16 protein-coding genes are annotated in these 15,852 nt (G+C 46.0%); 7 read left to right on the top strand and 9 right to left on the bottom strand.

The features are described from left to right. Positions 1-306: 306 nt before the first annotated feature. Positions 307-1,584: a transposase gene (locus tag QUA78_RS29495; protein ID WP_333305097.1), complete on the top strand. Its 1,278-nt coding sequence runs from the start codon at positions 307-309 to the stop codon at positions 1,582-1,584. 17 nt (positions 1,585-1,601) lie between these two features. Here the strand turns inward: QUA78_RS29495 and QUA78_RS29490 are convergent, their stop codons facing one another. The 4 genes from QUA78_RS29490 to QUA78_RS29475 form a co-directional block, all read right to left on the bottom strand. Beyond that, positions 1,602-2,846 (bottom strand): RNA polymerase sigma factor, encoded by a 1,245-nt coding sequence (locus tag QUA78_RS29490; RefSeq protein ID WP_333305099.1) that lies wholly within the window; start codon positions 2,844-2,846, stop codon positions 1,602-1,604. Between the two features lie 25 nt (positions 2,847-2,871). Continuing rightward, positions 2,872-3,411, bottom strand: a complete 540-nt coding sequence (locus tag QUA78_RS29485; protein ID WP_333305100.1) for a GNAT family N-acetyltransferase — start codon at positions 3,409-3,411, stop codon at positions 2,872-2,874. Positions 3,412-3,463: 52 nt separating this feature from the next. Then, positions 3,464-5,335 carry a serine/threonine-protein kinase gene (locus QUA78_RS29480; protein WP_333305104.1) on the bottom strand — a complete coding sequence of 624 codons (1,872 nt, stop codon included), beginning with the start codon at positions 5,333-5,335 and terminating at the stop codon, positions 3,464-3,466. A 230-nt stretch (positions 5,336-5,565) separates the two neighbouring features. Continuing rightward, positions 5,566-6,525: an aldo/keto reductase gene (locus QUA78_RS29475; protein WP_333305106.1), complete on the bottom strand. Its 960-nt coding sequence runs from the start codon at positions 6,523-6,525 to the stop codon at positions 5,566-5,568. A gap of 126 nt (positions 6,526-6,651) precedes the next feature. Here QUA78_RS29475 and QUA78_RS29470 point away from each other — a divergent pair, with 126 nt between their 5' ends. Next, entirely contained in the window at positions 6,652-7,287 is a 636-nt protein-coding gene (locus tag QUA78_RS29470) for a DUF1802 family protein (protein ID WP_333305108.1), read from the top strand. On the opposite strand, the gene QUA78_RS29465 is transcribed toward QUA78_RS29470, so the two are convergent. The 4 genes from QUA78_RS29465 to QUA78_RS29450 all read right to left on the bottom strand — a co-directional run bounded on the left by QUA78_RS29465 (position 7,274) and on the right by QUA78_RS29450 (position 9,866). Further along, positions 7,274-7,924, bottom strand: coding sequence for an ABC transporter permease (locus QUA78_RS29465; RefSeq protein ID WP_333305110.1), 651 nt, complete (start codon positions 7,922-7,924; stop codon positions 7,274-7,276). The genes QUA78_RS29470 and QUA78_RS29465 overlap by 14 nt on opposite strands. 33 nt (positions 7,925-7,957) lie before the next feature. Next, on the bottom strand, positions 7,958-8,419 hold the full coding sequence (locus QUA78_RS29460) for a DUF29 domain-containing protein (protein ID WP_333305112.1): 462 nt from the start codon (positions 8,417-8,419) through the stop codon (positions 7,958-7,960). A 52-nt stretch (positions 8,420-8,471) separates the two neighbouring features. Then, a complete protein-coding gene (locus tag QUA78_RS29455; RefSeq protein ID WP_333305114.1) occupies positions 8,472-9,227 on the bottom strand; it encodes an ATP-binding cassette domain-containing protein in 756 nt (251 codons plus the stop codon). A gap of 81 nt (positions 9,228-9,308) precedes the next feature. After that, complete coding sequence (locus QUA78_RS29450; RefSeq protein WP_333305115.1) at positions 9,309-9,866, bottom strand: NUDIX hydrolase; 558 nt, start codon at positions 9,864-9,866, stop codon at positions 9,309-9,311. Positions 9,867-10,118: 252 nt separating this feature from the next. Here QUA78_RS29450 and QUA78_RS29445 point away from each other — a divergent pair, with 252 nt between their 5' ends. After that, entirely contained in the window at positions 10,119-10,391 is a 273-nt protein-coding gene (locus QUA78_RS29445) for a hypothetical protein (RefSeq protein ID WP_333305117.1), read from the top strand. Positions 10,392-10,831: 440 nt separating this feature from the next. Here the strand turns inward: QUA78_RS29445 and QUA78_RS29440 are convergent, their stop codons facing one another. Then, positions 10,832-11,263, bottom strand: a complete 432-nt coding sequence (locus QUA78_RS29440) for a hypothetical protein (RefSeq protein ID WP_333305119.1) — start codon at positions 11,261-11,263, stop codon at positions 10,832-10,834. Positions 11,264-11,530: 267 nt separating this feature from the next. On the opposite strand from QUA78_RS29440, the gene QUA78_RS29435 reads away from it, so the two are divergent. From QUA78_RS29435 to QUA78_RS29420, 4 genes are all read left to right on the top strand, one after another. Then, positions 11,531-11,704, top strand: a complete 174-nt coding sequence (locus QUA78_RS29435) for a hypothetical protein (RefSeq protein ID WP_333305122.1) — start codon at positions 11,531-11,533, stop codon at positions 11,702-11,704. A 68-nt stretch (positions 11,705-11,772) separates the two neighbouring features. After that, entirely contained in the window at positions 11,773-12,684 is a 912-nt protein-coding gene (era, locus tag QUA78_RS29430) for a GTPase Era (protein WP_333305126.1), read from the top strand. Between the two features lie 182 nt (positions 12,685-12,866). Continuing rightward, complete coding sequence (locus QUA78_RS29425; RefSeq protein ID WP_333399181.1) at positions 12,867-14,417, top strand: ATP-binding protein; 1,551 nt, start codon at positions 12,867-12,869, stop codon at positions 14,415-14,417. 235 nt (positions 14,418-14,652) lie between these two features. Continuing rightward, positions 14,653-15,495 carry a hypothetical protein gene (locus tag QUA78_RS29420; protein ID WP_333307461.1) on the top strand — a complete coding sequence of 281 codons (843 nt, stop codon included), beginning with the start codon at positions 14,653-14,655 and terminating at the stop codon, positions 15,493-15,495. Positions 15,496-15,852 lie beyond the last annotated feature (357 nt).

The raw sequence follows: 15,852 nt of genomic DNA, 5'->3' as shown, positions 1-15,852 counted from the left end.
GTTATTGCTTCTTTGACGGGATGGGAATTTATTTTAGAGGCTATATCTGTAGCAGAACTTTAGGAATTTGGTATTAGGGTCAGCGTTGAGAGGAATGCGGGTCAAAGAGGGGGGTTCAACACCCCCTTCTTTGACAATTTCTTTTGTAATGTTCGTAGGAATTCTCTAAACACATCGCTTTGGGTTCGAGATGTTAACTCGCAATACTTGACCAGAACCTCTTTTTCTTCTGGAGTAAGCCTAAACGTTGTTGTTTCTGTTTGTTTCACGATTGTATTTACATTAAATATGCAGTACAATTGTCTCATGAAACTAGCCTACCAGTTCAAACTACTGCCAACGTCCGACCAAAGACGCCGTATGAGCAAATGGCGCGATATGCTACGGCATCAATACAATTTTTTGTTGGCAGACAGATTTGATTGGTTTGAAATGAACAGGTGTTCAGTTAATGCCTGTCCACTGGTATGCAGTATTGCATCCCCAAGGGAACAGCCTGAGTATTACGGACAGAAACGCTCACTTGTGTCTCTCAAGGCAGAAAGAGAATGGTACAAAGATATCCATGCCGATGTCTTGCAGGACATGGTGAAGCGAGTAGACCTGGCATTTGCTCGGTTTATCAAAGGTGATATCAATGGTAAGCGGAGCGGGAAGCCTCGATTTAAAGGCAAAAACCGCTATCGCACATTCGCTTATCAGCGAGTGAAGTCTGACTGCATCCAAGGGAATCGAATTGAACTTCCCAAGCTAGGAAAAATCAAATTCATTCAACATCGCCCTATTCCTGACAGTTTTGTCATTAAGAGAGCATTGGTTACTCTCAAAGCAGATGGTTGGTATGCGACACTGACTCTAGAAGATGCATCAGTCCCTGACACTCCTACTATTGACATTGAACCGACTGAAACTAACAGTATTGGCGTTGATGCGGGATTGGAATATTTTGTCGCCTGCTCAGACGGCACGATGGTAGAACCTCCTAAATTCTATCGGCAAGCCGAAGAGAAATTAGCCAAACTGCAAACCAAAAGAGAGCTAAGAAAAAAAGGTTCTACTGCACGTCGCAAACTTGGGTCACGCATTGCAAAGTTACATCAACAGGTAGCTAGACAACGCAAACAATGGCATTTTGAGCTTGCAGGTGAGTTGGTCAACAAGGCTGAGGTTATCTTTGTAGAAGACCTTAAAGTTTCCAATATGGCAAAACGCAACAAACCCAAGCAAGATGAATCGGGTAAGTTTTTGCCTAATGGTCAATCCGCAAAGTCCGGGTTGAACAAGAGTTTTGCTGATGCGGGGATAGCTGGGTTCTTGAACGAAATTCTTCCGTACAAGGCCCAAAGAGCTGGGCGGTTGGTCGTGAAAGTTAATCCTGCTGGAACATCTCAACATTGTGCAATGTGCCTCAACAGAGTTTCAAAGGAGTTAAGTGATAGGTGGCATGAATGTTCTTGTGGTGCATCCATGCCTCGTGACCTGAACTCTGGAATTCTAATAAAGAAAGTGGGGTTGGGCGTTCGCCTCACTATAAAACGCGAATCCGGGAATTCTCGGAGGAGAAGCCCACACTCTAATCTTTGATTGAGTGTGGGAGTACGTCACCCTAACTCGCGAAGGCGTTTTTCGAGAAAACGACGCTCTGGTTCCTGTTTCACGATCGCCAGCGCCTTTTGGTAGGATTCTCTGGCATCAGCCGTTCTGCCCAGCCGCCGACACAAATCGGCTCGCGCGGAGTGTGCCAGATGGTAGTCTGTCAAATCGCCGCGCGCTAATATTTGGTCGATCGATTGCAGTCCCGCTAAGGGGCCATCACGCATTGCCACTGCTACCGCCCGATTTAAGGCAACAACGGGCGACGGCTCTAATTGCACGAGCAGGTCGTATAAGCCCACAATCTGCGCCCAGTCCGTTGCAGCAGCACTCTGGGCCTCTGAATGCACCGCTGAGATCGCAGCCTGAAGTGTGTACGAACCAAACCGTCCTGATGATAGCGATTGCTGCACCAGTAACCTGCCTTCAGAAATTTGTGCTTGATTCCAGAGCGATCGATCTTGGTCTTCTAGAAGGATAAGGTCGCCTGTGGAGGAAGTGCGGGCGGTGCGCCGCGATTCTTGCAGCAGCATCAGCGCCAGGAGTCCAATCACTTCGGAGTCTGGCAACAGTTCCATTACCAGCCGTCCCAAACGGATCGCTTCGTCAGCGAGATCTGCCCGCGTCAGCGATCTGCCAGATGAGGCCGCGTACCCTTCGTTAAACACCAGGTAGATCGTTTGAAGCACGGTGTCCAATCGATCGGGCAAATCGGTTTTCGACGGCACTTGATAAGGAATGCGTGCGTCGCGGATCTTCGCCTTGGCCCGCACGATCCGCTGCGCCAAGGTGGGCGGAGCAATCAGGAAGGCGCTGGCAATTTCCTCGGTACTGAGTCCGCAGACTTCCCGCAGCGTCAACGCCACCTGAGCTTCTGGCGACAGGGCCGGATGACAGCAAGTGAAAATCAAGCGCAGGCGATCGTCCTCAACGTCCTCGTCATCCTCGATTGTGGTGTCACTCGGATCGAGTTGTTGAGCGAGTTCTGCCAAGTGCGTATCAAAGCGGGCGCGACGGCGGATGGTGTCGATCGCTTTAAAGCGACCCACTGAAACAAGCCACGATCGCGGGTTAGCGGGAATGCCGTCACGGGGCCATTGCGCTACAGCCACAGCGAAGGCTTCGTGCATCGCCTCTTGGGCGCGATCGAAGTCACCGAGCAAGCGGATCAGGGTGGCTAAAACGCGACGCGACTCGGATCGGTACACAGCTTCCACCTGCTGACGGATTTGATTGGCTGCTGTCTCATTCATAAAGCGTTCACAAAACAAAAATATATTATCGGCCGTGCCGCAGAGTACGATGCTCCCATTGCGCCCGTGCAATCCGCCAATCGACCTCGCTCCAACCGCGATCGGACATCCATGATGACCCTGGGCGGGTAGCAACCACCTCTGCTCCTATCCACTGGGCCAACCGAGCGATCCGGGTATTTGCACTCACGGTAGACCCGGAGATCGCCTTCAGATCGAGTTCCGCGAACCCAAAGTCGAGCAGCGCACGCCCCACCTCGATCGCGTAGGCATATCGCCCCCAATAGGCTGGTGCCAGTTCGAGACCAAATTCCATCTCGCCAGTTTCGCACAACTCTCCCCGCAGTCCACAGCAACCGACAAGCGCGTAAGGTTCATGTCGTTGTACGATCGCCAGTTGGTAATTGAGTCGAGGGCTAGCGATTGCCCATGCCTGAAACATCTCGAATAGACGTGCGGCACGGTCGGGACTAGAGCGATCGGGTTCGTAAAATGTCTGGTGGCGCGGATCGGCTTGATAGTCCAAGAATGGCGAGCGATCGGAATCTACAAAGTCACGCAGCATAAATCTTTTGGTTACAATTTTTATCATGATTTACAACTTTAATTTTGGGCCATTAAACAAACATCATATTCTGCCAAATCTTAATATTTTTGTCGCTGCTGCCGCTAGCAAAAAACTCTCCTTCCGGGCTAAAATTCACAGAATAGACCGAGTTAGTATGACCAGCTATATTACAAACTTCTTGACCGTCTTTCACTCGCCAAATCTTTATTGTTTGATGGCTGCTGCTAGCCATAATCTCGCCATCGGGACTAAAAGCAATAGAATCAACATACCAAGAATGTCCTGCGATCGTTAAAACTTCTTGCCAATCTTTGACCCACCAAATTTTAATAGTATTATCGTGGCTGCCGCTAGCCAAAAACTCTCCATTGGGACTAAAAGCTATGCAGCGAACGGAGTCTGTATGGCCTGTAAGTGTGCGAAGTAGCTTCCCATCTTTGACTCGCCAAATCTTGATTGTTCTGTCCCAACTGCAACTAGCAAGAGTTTCGCCATCAGGGCTAAAAGCAACAAAATAAACTAAATTAATGTGACCCGCAAGTGTGCAAACTTCCTGCCCGTCTTTGACTCGCCAAATTTTGATTGTTCTGTCCCAACTGCTGCTAGCAATCAGAGTGCCATCGGGACTGAAAGCTGCGCCGTAAACTGAGTTGCTGTGGCCGGTCATAGTGCGGATTTCTTGTCCATCTTTCATCCGCCAAAGTTTGACAGTTTTGTCGTGGCTGCTGCTGGCTAGCATCAGTCCGTCGGGGCTGAAAGCTACTGTATAAACTGAGTTAGTATGACCTGTAAGAGTCACTATTTCTTGCCCGTCTTCTACTCCCCACAGCTTGATTGTCTTGTCATCGCTGCCGCTGGCGACAACTTCTCCGTTGGGGCTAAAAGCAACAGAGTAAATTAAGTTTTTGTGACCTGTTAGGGTGTGAAGACATTGCCAGTTATAAGTTTGCTGTTGGGGCGGGGCGGGAGTTTTTCCTGGTTTAACTAACTTGGAATTTGTTTGAGGAATTGCTAGATCGATCGCAACTTGGGGATTAATTTCTTTTAATACTTCAACAGCCGTTTGATAGCGGCGGTTGGTAGCATTATCAATCATTTTGTCTAAAATTTTACCCAGTTGTTCACTCACCGGGTTGTTAGCCAAATACTGGCGCCATATCCAGACATCTTCACCAGGATCGAACAGGTCAAAAGGGGAAACTTGAGTTAGCAAATACAAACAAGTTACGCCTAAACTGTACAAATCGCTGGTAAAAAATGCTTTGCCTCTAGCTTGTTCGGGGGCGATGTATTCGGGGCTGCCGATGCTGGTTCCTGTTTTGAGTAAGGCTGTACCTGTGGCAATTTTGGCCGCGCCAAAGTCTACTAAAACTAATTGTTTGTCGGCGCTGCGGATGATGTTTCCGGGTTTGATGTCTCGGTGAATAACGTTGTGGGAATGGATGAAGTGAAGAACGGGTAATAAGCTATTGAGTAAGTCTTGAATTTGATTTTCTGTAAATGTGCCTTCTGTTTCTACAATTTGTGCTAAATTTTGTCCGTCGATAAATTCTTGGACTACATATTGTCGGCTGTCTTGGATGGAATAGGCTAATAGTTCGGGAATTTGAGGGTGTTTTCCCAATTCGTCTAATCGCATTGCTTCTTGTTCAAAAAGTTCGGCTGCTTTTTTGCTGTTGCGATTGCTTGCTGATGGGATGAGTTGGGTTTCTGGGGGTAAAAATTGTTTGATGACGCAGCGGGGTTTTGAGGGTTTGTCTTCGTCAACGGCGAGGAATGTTCTACCAAAACCGCCTTGTCCGATCGCCTTTATAGCCCGGTAGCGATCGCGCAGCAGCAGTTTGGAACGGCAATTTCGGCAAATTTTGGCTGCGGGAGGGTTTTGCGGCTTGGAACAGTTGGGGTTTAGGCAGTAACTCATTCGATTTTAGATTTTAGATTTTAGATTTTAGATTTGGGATTTGGGAGTACGGATTTTAGATTTTATGTTTTTGAATATTTGCACTAGGCCGTAAATATTATACCTCTTGCCCGACTCTATAAAATTTATAGGACTTATTCTCAGAGGGGTTTTACGCGCTACTTATAGGGGTAAGGTGCGCCGAGGCGCACCCTACATATAGAGGTTTTGCTAGTCCTGAATTAACTATTTTAGAAATTCCACATAACGGGGTTATCGTCTAAATTATCGGTGACGGTGCGCCCGATCGCGTCAATCTCTTTTAATTCCTCTTCACTCAATTTTACCTCAGCAGCTTTAGCATTTTCGGCTGCTTGTTCCCCGTCGCGCGCGCCGACAATTGCATTTGTTTGCGGCTGGGAAATCAACCAAGCTAAAGCTAAATTTCCTAAGCTTGTCTGGTGGCGATCGGCAATTGGTCTGAGTTGATTTAATGCTGTTTGCACTCGGTCGTAATTTTCTTTGATGAACAGCTTATTTTTGGTGCGGTGGTCGCCTTCTTCAAACTTGTGTTCTGGCCCAAATTTACCTGTCAATATTCCTTGAGCTAGAGATGAATAGGCAATGATTGAGATATGATTGTCCACACAATAGGACATAGCATCTTTTTCTACCCAGCGCCAAAACAGAGAATAGGGCGGTTGCAGGCTGTCGATGCGTCCGTATTGGGCCGCTTCTTCTATTTGGGCGCGGGAGAAGTTGGAAACGCCGATCGCCCGAATTTTTCCCTGTTCTTTTAACTTGTTCAGGGCGTCCATTGTTTCTGCAATTGGCACTAACTCGGAATTCCAAGTGCCAGCGGGCCAGTGGATTTGGTAAAGGTCGATATAATCGGTGTTGAGGTTTTTTAGCGATCGATCGCAGGCTTCAATTAACAAATCTGGTTTCAGGTGGTTGGCGAAAACTTTGCTAGCATAAACTACTTGCGATCGCACATCTGAAAGTGCTTGACCGATAATTTGTTCCGAATGCCCTTCTCCGTAAACCTCAGCCGTATCAAAGGTGGTAATACCGGCCTCAAAAGCGGCGCGCATTGCTTTGACAGTTTCAGCATCCTCAATTCCCACCCACATCCGCTTCCCAGCTTGCCAAGTCCCCATAATTATCGGGGTAATCTGAATTAGTGATGTCCCCAATTGTCGCTTTTGCATACCCTAAGTCCTCATTTATATTTTTAGGATTCACCCTCAAGCTATCTAATTTTAACAGAAAAAAGTTGCTGTACTTGCTTGATAGTACCGATTTTGTTACTATTGTTAAAACAAGACTAAATTCCTATGAAGTCAACTACTCGCGCACTGAAAGAATGGAATGTAGCAGTTAATGCTTTGGAATTAGGCCAAACGATTATGCTCTTGCGAAAAGGGGGCATCAGCGAGCAAGCCGGACAGTTTAATGTTGCTGACAAACAGGTTTTGCTGTATCCAACTTTTGAACACCAACAGCCTGATTTATTAAAACCGGAGTTTGCAGATCGAGTAAAAACTGTCGAATCTGGCTGGCATCCTGAAGTTATTAAAATTGGCAATTGGGCGGAGATTACCGATGTTTTTTTGGTAGCTTGGGAACCAGCCATTACTGCGCTGTTTCCTTACCATATTTGGAATGAAAAATTTGTCAGCGACCGCCTGAAATGGAAACAAAATCAGCCAATTTATATTTTATTGCTGCGGGTTTATCGCCTTCCAGAAATCCGGGAAATTCCGTACATTCCTGAATACGGGGGTTGCCGTTCTTGGATCGATTTGGCAGATCCAATTTCGCTGGAGGGAACCAAAGCTGTTTTGAGCGATCGAGAGTACATTGAACGCTCAAATCAAATCCGCAATCTGATAGCGAATCCTGCGAATGATTCTGGTTCGCAGAGAGAGACAAAACTGACAGATGGCAGTCAGGATTTTAGTCCTGATTAAGAGTTTTTAATGTACTTTTCGAGAGGCGGGCTTCTACCAAACCCAGCCCAAAATCCGCAGCTAATGCCATCAAAGCTGCCGGAATTGCCCCAGCCAAAAGTAACTGATTGTTGACTGTAGCAACGCCACGAAAAATAAACACCCCCAAGCCACCCGCGCCAATGGCAGCGGCAATTGTAGCGAGTCCGATCGCAATTACTGTGGCAACTCGCACGCCCGCCAGAATCACGCCCAGTGCCAGGGGAATTTCCACTTGCCATAACAGTTGCATATCCGTCATCCCCATGCCCCTTCCGGCTTCCGTAATCGCTGGATCGACGCCGACAATACCAGTATAAGTATTGCGGATAATTGGCAGTAAAGAATACAGAGTGAGGGCGATAATTGCCGTGCGATCGCCTATTCCACCCAATACAGGCACCGGGATTAGCAAGCCAAACAAAGCTAAACTGGGAATTGTTTGCATAATATTAGCAAATCCCAAAATAGGCTTTTTCAATTTTGGTTTTCTCGTGGCTAAAATTCCTAGGGGCATCCCCACAATAATAGCGATCAAAATTGCAACAGTTACTAAATATAAATGTTCAATAGCGCGCTGAATGATCTCAGCGCCATAGCGGTTGATAAAAATTATCATCGGGGAATTGGTTAGTGTTGATTGCTGTCAACCTTATAAATCATTTTCTATTTCAGGACTTGGTTCACCAGGATAGAAGCGAGAGTCCAGAATTTCCTCTAAGCTGTAAAGGCAATTTTGAGGAAATGTTTTGAGAGGTAAATCGGTTTCTCCTACTGCCAAATCTCTACCATTTTGATAAGCTTCTTGGAAAGCTTCTTGCAAGTAAGGTTTCAGACTTGGGTTCTCCTGTATCAGTCTCTGAGTGTCCCGCCGCTGCACTCGAATTGTAGACAGCCAGCTACGACTGCGCTGCTGGGGCTGATATTGCCACTTCAGCAAATGTCCCAGCAAAATGCTCAAACGATTTCTAAGTTCTTGACGTTCCTGTTTGCCCAAAGATTCAATCTCCTCAATTAAATTTGGCAAATCAAGTTGGCTCCACTGACACTTGCGAAGTAACTTGGCTTGTTCTTGCGTCCAAGCATAGAAGTCTGTCTCGTAAAGACTGTGCATCGTTTGATTATCAGCTTAGTTACTAAAACTATATTATCAAATTATTGCTACATCATTCAAATTTAGCTACTTGCAAACATTCAAGAAATGCCCCAGCCTCTGGATGCTGAGATTTGAGAAAATCATCAGGTGTTGCCAATTCAATCAACCGTCCATCTTGCATCAAACCAATTCTAGAAGCTAACAAAAAAGCTTCTTGAATGCCGTGAGTCACAAAAATCACAGTTTTGCCCAGTTGCTGCTGCAATTGACCGAATTCCCGCTGCAATTCCAGACGAGTAATCGGGTCTAAAGCACCAAACGGTTCGTCCATTAATAGTATCGGAGGGTCAGCGGCCAGTGCTCTGGCGACGCCCACCCGCTGCCGCTGTCCGCCGGATAACTGATGGGGATAGCGTTTGGCGAAGTGCTGGGGGTCGAGGTTGACTAATTCTAAGAGTTTGCGGACGCGAGATTGAATGCGATCGCCCTCCCAACCTTCTAATTTTGGCACTAAACCGACGTTTTGTTCGACGGTAAAATGGGGAAACAAACCGATTTCTTGAATCACATAGCCAATTTTTCGGCGCAGTTGAATTGGGTTCCACTGAGTTGTGGGTTTTCCCATGACAAGAACTTCGCCGCTGCTTGGCGTCAGTAAATTGTTAATCAATTTCATGGTGGTAGTTTTGCCACTGCCGCTGCGTCCCAGCAATACTAAAACTTCTCCTTGCAGCACTTTAAAATTGAGTTTGTCTACTAAATGCCTGCGGTTGAGGCGATATGTAACGTCGAGACATTCGACAGCAACTTCATTATTGAGAGGCATGATTAGTTTCGGTGATTTTGGTTTTAATAAATCGTCAATTGGCTAGCGTCGCGGGACAATCCAAAATCTAAAATCTAAAATCTAAAATCTAAAATTGTCTTGGTTTTGCCATTCTAGCAACAATGCTCGACATTGGAGGCAAGTTAATTTTTTAAGCAAGTCGCGAATTCCGTCTGGGGTGGCAGGATATGCAGCACCGATAAGTTCGGGGTTTACTGTTGCTGTCGGGTGCAATTCTGCAACAAAACCGTAGAGTTTTTGATTGGAGAAGGAACTGTTTATTGCCCAGCCAATGGTGTTGATCGGTTCGATGCGGGCGATCGCACTTTCTGTCACGCCTAGTTCCCTCTGAATTATAGGTGGAACAGCCTCTGCTGGCGTGGCTTCGGCTGGTACGCGACCGCCGGGAAAATCCAGGGTTGCGGATGCCACGCCGGGGCGATACATCGGTGAGGGAAACACAAATTTTTCAGCTTGAATTGTCAAGATTACAACTGAATCTGCTCTTTCTACTCGCCAATATTCTATTGTTTTTCCTTCGGTTGTTTCGAGATGTTCGGCGATTAGTTTTACCCAATGAGACTTGATTTCTACAAAGCGATCTAGAGTTTTCCACTGGGATTTGGCAGTTGGGTTCATGTGGGAATTTTTGAAATAAATCAGATGTTGTTTGCTATGGTAGTCGATTGTTGCCGAACCCAACAATAAAAGATCGACCTTTTCAGCTTTGAGCCAGTTTTTTCCTCTCGATTGTAAATTTTTGCTACAACCTTACACATTCGCCTAGATAATTCCGTAACATAGACTACATAATCAAAGTTTCTCTGCGCCTTCGCTCTGCGTTGTTTCAACCGCGCCCTGGTGCAGACTCTTACCTAGACAGGAGTAGTTATGCAACTGCAAACAGATATTCGTACTTGGCAATCCCAACCAACCCCCGGAAGCTTCGCCGGTGTCCGCGACTGGGAAAAATTTGGCTGCGCCGTACCTGCACCAAAATTGGCTCCTTCTATGTGGGTTAAATTATTCAATCCGCCAACAGCATTCAGCTTTGACGAAGCGTGGCTGTTGTGTGAATGTTCTGATGAAAAGTGGCTGGCTTGGATTCCTGATTATGGCGAAATTTTACTGAGTACACATGAATTTTGCGCTACTAAATCGTGAATTACGCAGACAAACTTTCATAAACCAGGTGTTAAAATCCATATCCCTCTGGTTCCACGGGATTTTTGGGAAACAAGCTGGTTTCTGCGTAATTATGTCGTTTGCAGTGAGGAATGCAAGTCCTCAAAGTTTGAAAAGGACTTGCATTCCTCTCTGCAAACCTCTTATATGATGTCGTTCCAGCGGACATAATATAAGTCCTAATAGATATTAATTGAAATTTCGCTAACAAAAAGAGCAATAGGTTTTCTATTGCTCTTTTTGTTCAAAAATACTCTCTAGTTTTTGTCTTCAGACACTGGAAGTTATATCAAGTTGGGTCGATTGACCACAATATCGTCGCGGTGAGGGGTTTACTGTATCGATGCTTGCATTGGAGATACTGGTGAACCCGTCCCTACAGCAATTACGGTCAATTTAGCCGCCGTGATATTGCTGGCTTATCTGCAAACTGCACGGTTATTTGCGTTTCTAACAATCGTGCCTACTCTGCCATTAATCTGAACCGGGTTCTTGGTGCTGGCTCGAATCAAGCGGGGCTGTTTTGCCAGACATTCTCTGATTGATGCTGCCCATGCGGTGAGAGCTCCGGTGTATTCTGTACGACCCGCTGGGGCGCGAAACTGATCGGTAATTAGGTAATCCGAGGTGATGCTAGTGTCAGTAGCAACATTGGTAATAATTGGAAAGTCAAAGGCTTTGGGCAAGGTTCTGTCCTGGATTTTGCCCGGTAGCAACTGGTATTTCATCGAGCCACCCTTGTAGTCAAAACCTGCTTGAGGGCTGGTTGGAGGGCTTGTTTGAGCCAACGTAGGAATAGGCAAGCTTGCTACCAAAACGGTGCAAAAACTCCAAAATAATTTCGATTTCATCCGATTCATCTCCTCAACTTTATGACGATTAGCACTAATTTAGGTACGATCAAAAGACACTCGCTTTTATTGAGAAAGGGCCTGATGATATTGAGCTTTTGAGTTTGAGATCAACGTAGCTAATTTATTACCAAACATTCTCAAAAATGTTAAAACTGGTTTGCCTGACAAACTGTAGAAGAGTTTCAGTTGAGTTAGACATTTACACATCTGAAGTTGTTACAGCATTGGGGAGTCGGTTTTACCAGAATAATTGATTTTCGAGCGATGTCATTGGAACTTTATCAAATTTTGTCTCAGATATCAAGTTTTGCCGATCGCGTATCACGTTTTAACACTGGTTTGCGGCTCGATCGAGCTTTGACTGTTGCGGGCTATACCAAAGCGAGAAAGATGCTAGAGTGCATGGATGACCGTTTGAGTATTTTCAGGCGACAATAGACAGAGAAGGGGCTTGAAAATAGGTGATTTTAGTGGAAGATAGTAATTTTATCGACGTATCGGACATTATGGGTGTTCCCGCGGCTCCGGCGGGTTACAAATCTGGCTTTGTGGGTATAGTCGGACGCCCAAATGTCGGCAAATCAACGCTGATGAATCAGTTGGTGGGGCAGAAAATTGCGATTACTTCGCCGGTGTCTCAGACGACTCGCAACAGGCTGCGGGGCATCCTAACCACACCTGAAGCACAAATTATTTTTGTAGATACTCCCGGAATTCACAAGCCGCATCACCAATTGGGCAAGGTTTTGGTGCAGAATGCCCGCACAGCGATTCAGTCGGTGGATGTGGTGCTGTTTGTGGTGGATGGTTCGGTGGAATCGGGAGGGGGCGATCGATATATTGTCGAAATTCTCAGCAATTGCAAAGTTCCGGTGATTTTGGGGATGAATAAGTTGGACGAACAACCGGAGGATTCCGTGTTGATCGATCGAACTTACGAGCAAATTGTCAATCCTGAGTGGCCTGTAGTGAAATTTTCGGCTCTGTCGGGCGAGGGTGTCGAGCCGCTGCAAAAATTGTTAATCGAACATTTGGAGGTTGGGCCTTATTATTATCCGCCAGATTTGGTGACTGACCAGCCGGAACGGTTTATTATGGGCGAATTGATTCGGGAACAGATTTTGCTGCTGACGCGGGAAGAAGTGCCGCATTCCGTAGCAATTGCGATCGACATTGTTCAAGAAGAAGCAAAAATTACCCGCATTCTGGCGACAATTCACGTCGAACGGGATTCCCAAAAAGGCATTTTAATCGGTAAAAGCGGCAGTATGCTCAAGTCGATCGGCAGTGCGGCCCGCGAACAGATTCAAAAGTTAATTGAAGGCAAAGTGTATTTGGAATTATTTGTCAAGGTGCAGCCGAAATGGCGGCAGTCTCGCACTCGTTTGGCGGAATTGGGCTATCGCGTGGAAGAGTAAAACTTTGGCAGTTGGCAGGTGGGGTTCTTCCGTTCTATGAATCAAGAATCGAGCACGACTTTCGCTCTGAGAGAGTTTCATCGGGGCCGGAGAGTCGATACAAACCCCCGCTTAACAACTAGAACGCCTTTCCAACAACACTACAGTAAACTGAGAGCAGCCCCATTCGCCCCAGTTGACCTATGCCGCGTTGGTTCAATACTGCCGGCCCTTGCCGCGATGACATCCACTATATGTTACCGGCAACCCGTCGCCTCCCGAATTTAGAGCGACTCATTGCCCAGGAGAACTATTTTGTGATCCATGCACCCCGGCAAGTGGGGAAAACCACCGCTATGCTGGCGTTAGCCAAACAACTCACCAACAGCGGACAATATACAGCGGTGATGCTGTCGGTAGAAGTGGGGGCACCCTTCAGTCAAGACATTGCTGGTGCAGAAGAGGCTATTTTGGGGGCTTGGCGAGATAACATTTCCGTCCGTCTCCCACTCGAACTGCAACCGCCTGACTGGACAGCGATGCAATCGGGACAGAAAATTCGGGCTGCTTTACAAGCTTGGACACAAGTGTCATCTCGTCCTTTGGTCATTTTTATCGACGAAATTGACGCATTGCAAGACCAAGCCTTGATTTCTATCCTGCGACAACTGCGCGATGGTTATCCCAATCGCCCGAAAGCGTTTCCTCAGTCTATTGGCTTAATTGGTTTGCGGGATGTTCGCGATTACAAAGTGGCTGCGGGGGGAAGCGATCGACTCAATACATCCAGTCCGTTTAATATTAAAGTGCGATCGATTACTCTCAGAGATTTTAATGCCTCAGAAGTCGCGGAACTCTACGCGCAACATACCCAAGATACCGGACAAGTTTTTACACCTGAAGCCGTAGCCTTAGCTTTTGAACTGACTCAGGGACAACCTTGGTTAGTGAATGCTTTAGCTAAGGAAATTGTAGAAGAATTAGTAACAGATGAATCTATAGAAATTACACCAGAACATATTTTATCAGCTAAAGAAATTTTAATAAAACGGCAAGATACGCATTTGGATAGCTTGGCAGAACGACTCAGAGAAAACCGAGTCAAAGCCATTATCGAGCCGATGTTGGCGGGTTTGGAACTGGGCAATATCCCCAATGATGATATTCAGTTTTTAATCGATTTGGGTTTGTGTAAGATGGATGTTCAGGGTGGATTGACGATCGCTAACCCAATTTATCGAGAAGTTTTGCCCCGCGTCCTCACCGTAACGCCAATGGCTTCTCTGCCCCAAATTGCACCGAGTTGGTTGACTCATGAAGGCAAATTAGACACGCAAGCGTTACTCAAAACTTTTTTGGAATTTTGGCTACAACATGGCGAACCGTTACTCAAAAGTGCATCTTATCCCGAAATTGCCCCTCATTTAGTGTTGATGGCGTTTCTGCATCGGGTGATTAATGGTGGGGGAACATTGGAGCGGGAATATGCGATCGGGCGCGACAGAATGGATTTATGTTTGCGTTATGGTGAGGTAACATTGGGAATTGAACTGAAGGTTTGGCGAACTCGGAAAGTCGATCCGTTGAGTAAAGGGTTGGAACAGTTAGATGGATATTTGGCTCGATTGGGACAAGATGAAGGGTGGTTGGTGATATTCGATCGACGCGAGAATGCGCTCGAATTAGAAGAACGACTGAATACTGAAATTCATCTGACACCAATGGGGCGAACCGTTACAGTTATTCGTGCGTGAAGAAGTTGTGATGAATGTCTCGATTTTTGCGATCGCCCCAGTGTGCGATCGGCTCTAAATGCTCTCTAATCTAAAATCTAATATAGATAGCTTTTTTCAGTGGGGTGGCTTAAGTGATTGAGTCGAATCGTGCGGCGAAGTCGATCGAGGAAAGGAGATTCTGATGGGGAGTAAGAACGGGTTGACCTACATCCTAGATCTGCGGTATTATTAGGCTATATAGAGAATTAGCTTTATGACAATAGACTTCGGCAGTATCAAAAGCTACAATTGGAATCGTGATAGAGGATTTGGATTTGTCGGTCGTACTTTTTTTAATCCTGATGGAAAAGTTTTCTGCCATATTAAAAAAATCAGGAGAAAACATCCTGAATTAGCTCAAAAACTGGACAGTGGCGAAGCTTTTGAAACAGCCAATTTCTGGTATGAAATTGAAACCACCGAAAAAGGCGAACAAGTTAGTAAGCTTTGGCTAAACGCAAACCATATCCCTCAAAGTTACACAAAGGAATTAGGTGGTTTGATCCAAAAAGTAGAGAGTATCTGGAAAAATATAGGCTCTCGAAAACCTAGTTGGCTTGACCTTGTAACGATAGAGTTGGTTGGAGTTGATGGCAGACATGAACTAAGTGTTGAGCGAGATAACTTAGAGAGTCAGCTTAGAGCGGCAGAGGAGGAGCGACGCAGGGAAGCAGAGGAGGAGCGACGCAGGGAGGCAGAGGAGGAGCGACGCAGGGAGGCAGAGGAGGAGCGACGCAGGGAGGCAGAGGAGGAGCGACGCAGGGAGGCACGTATTGAGTTGTTGCTACTACTAAAGGAGCTGCGTCCTTTAAAATTTAAATATAGTAAGGAACTCTCCGACTATATTGTAAAAAATCAACTTGGTTATAGGTATCCAAATATCTCAGGTATTGTGACAATGGAAGATGGAGGTACAAGATGGCTGTTTCCTGGGGGATTTCCTCGAGAAATTTTTACAATTATTTGTAAGGAACTCCGTTTGGCAAACCAGGGGACGAGCGCTAGAGCAATACATTTTGAATCATTTCAACATATCTATTCAAAAAATCAAGAATAATGGAAAACTCAATCAACAGTAAATAGGATTAGACAGAAATGAGTAAACCCTTTTACAAAATTAAAGGTACAAACGATTATGGTGTTCTTGAAGGGCCGGTATGGTCAAATCCGTCTTTCTACGTCCAACTTAGGCTTGTAAGCGCTGTTGGCGGAGAGATTCAGTTGAGTTACCAGTACAAATCTGTCACGACTGAAAATCTAGTTGAAGTCTCACCGGAGGAAGTTCAAAAGGCTCTATTGGGTTTTTAGTTAAGTTGTTGAAGTCCGCCTAACACTGCCAGGGTAAGAGCATCTCAATCATGCTTGACAAAAGCACTTGAGAATTTGCATCATATAGTCATTATTCATCGCAGCC

The organism is Microcoleus sp. K4-B3, from assembly GCF_036704615.1.
Taxonomy (GTDB): Bacteria; Cyanobacteriota; Cyanobacteriia; order Cyanobacteriales; family Microcoleaceae; genus Microcoleus.
Note: the sequence above shows the minus strand (reverse complement) of the source record. Positions and strands in the feature narration are given on the sequence as shown.

Coding starts and splice junctions, on each gene's coding strand:
- era (WP_333305126.1), top strand. CDS start 11,773: ATGGGTGTTCCCGCGGCTCCGGCGGGTTACAAATCTGGCTTTGTGGGT.
- QUA78_RS29455 (WP_333305114.1), bottom strand. CDS start 9,227: ATGCCTCTCAATAATGAAGTTGCTGTCGAATGTCTCGACGTTACATAT.
- QUA78_RS29420 (WP_333307461.1), top strand. CDS start 14,653: ATGACAATAGACTTCGGCAGTATCAAAAGCTACAATTGGAATCGTGAT.
- QUA78_RS29495 (WP_333305097.1), top strand. CDS start 307: ATGAAACTAGCCTACCAGTTCAAACTACTGCCAACGTCCGACCAAAGA.
- QUA78_RS29480 (WP_333305104.1), bottom strand. CDS start 5,335: ATGAGTTACTGCCTAAACCCCAACTGTTCCAAGCCGCAAAACCCTCCC.
- QUA78_RS29465 (WP_333305110.1), bottom strand. CDS start 7,924: ATGATAATTTTTATCAACCGCTATGGCGCTGAGATCATTCAGCGCGCT.
- QUA78_RS29435 (WP_333305122.1), top strand. CDS start 11,531: ATGTCATTGGAACTTTATCAAATTTTGTCTCAGATATCAAGTTTTGCC.
- QUA78_RS29485 (WP_333305100.1), bottom strand. CDS start 3,411: ATGCTGCGTGACTTTGTAGATTCCGATCGCTCGCCATTCTTGGACTAT.
- QUA78_RS29475 (WP_333305106.1), bottom strand. CDS start 6,525: ATGCAAAAGCGACAATTGGGGACATCACTAATTCAGATTACCCCGATA.
- QUA78_RS29460 (WP_333305112.1), bottom strand. CDS start 8,419: ATGCACAGTCTTTACGAGACAGACTTCTATGCTTGGACGCAAGAACAA.
- QUA78_RS29425 (WP_333399181.1), top strand. CDS start 12,867: ATGCCGCGTTGGTTCAATACTGCCGGCCCTTGCCGCGATGACATCCAC.
- QUA78_RS29445 (WP_333305117.1), top strand. CDS start 10,119: ATGCAACTGCAAACAGATATTCGTACTTGGCAATCCCAACCAACCCCC.
- QUA78_RS29450 (WP_333305115.1), bottom strand. CDS start 9,866: ATGAACCCAACTGCCAAATCCCAGTGGAAAACTCTAGATCGCTTTGTA.
- QUA78_RS29470 (WP_333305108.1), top strand. CDS start 6,652: ATGAAGTCAACTACTCGCGCACTGAAAGAATGGAATGTAGCAGTTAAT.
- QUA78_RS29490 (WP_333305099.1), bottom strand. CDS start 2,846: ATGAATGAGACAGCAGCCAATCAAATCCGTCAGCAGGTGGAAGCTGTG.
- QUA78_RS29440 (WP_333305119.1), bottom strand. CDS start 11,263: ATGAAATCGAAATTATTTTGGAGTTTTTGCACCGTTTTGGTAGCAAGC.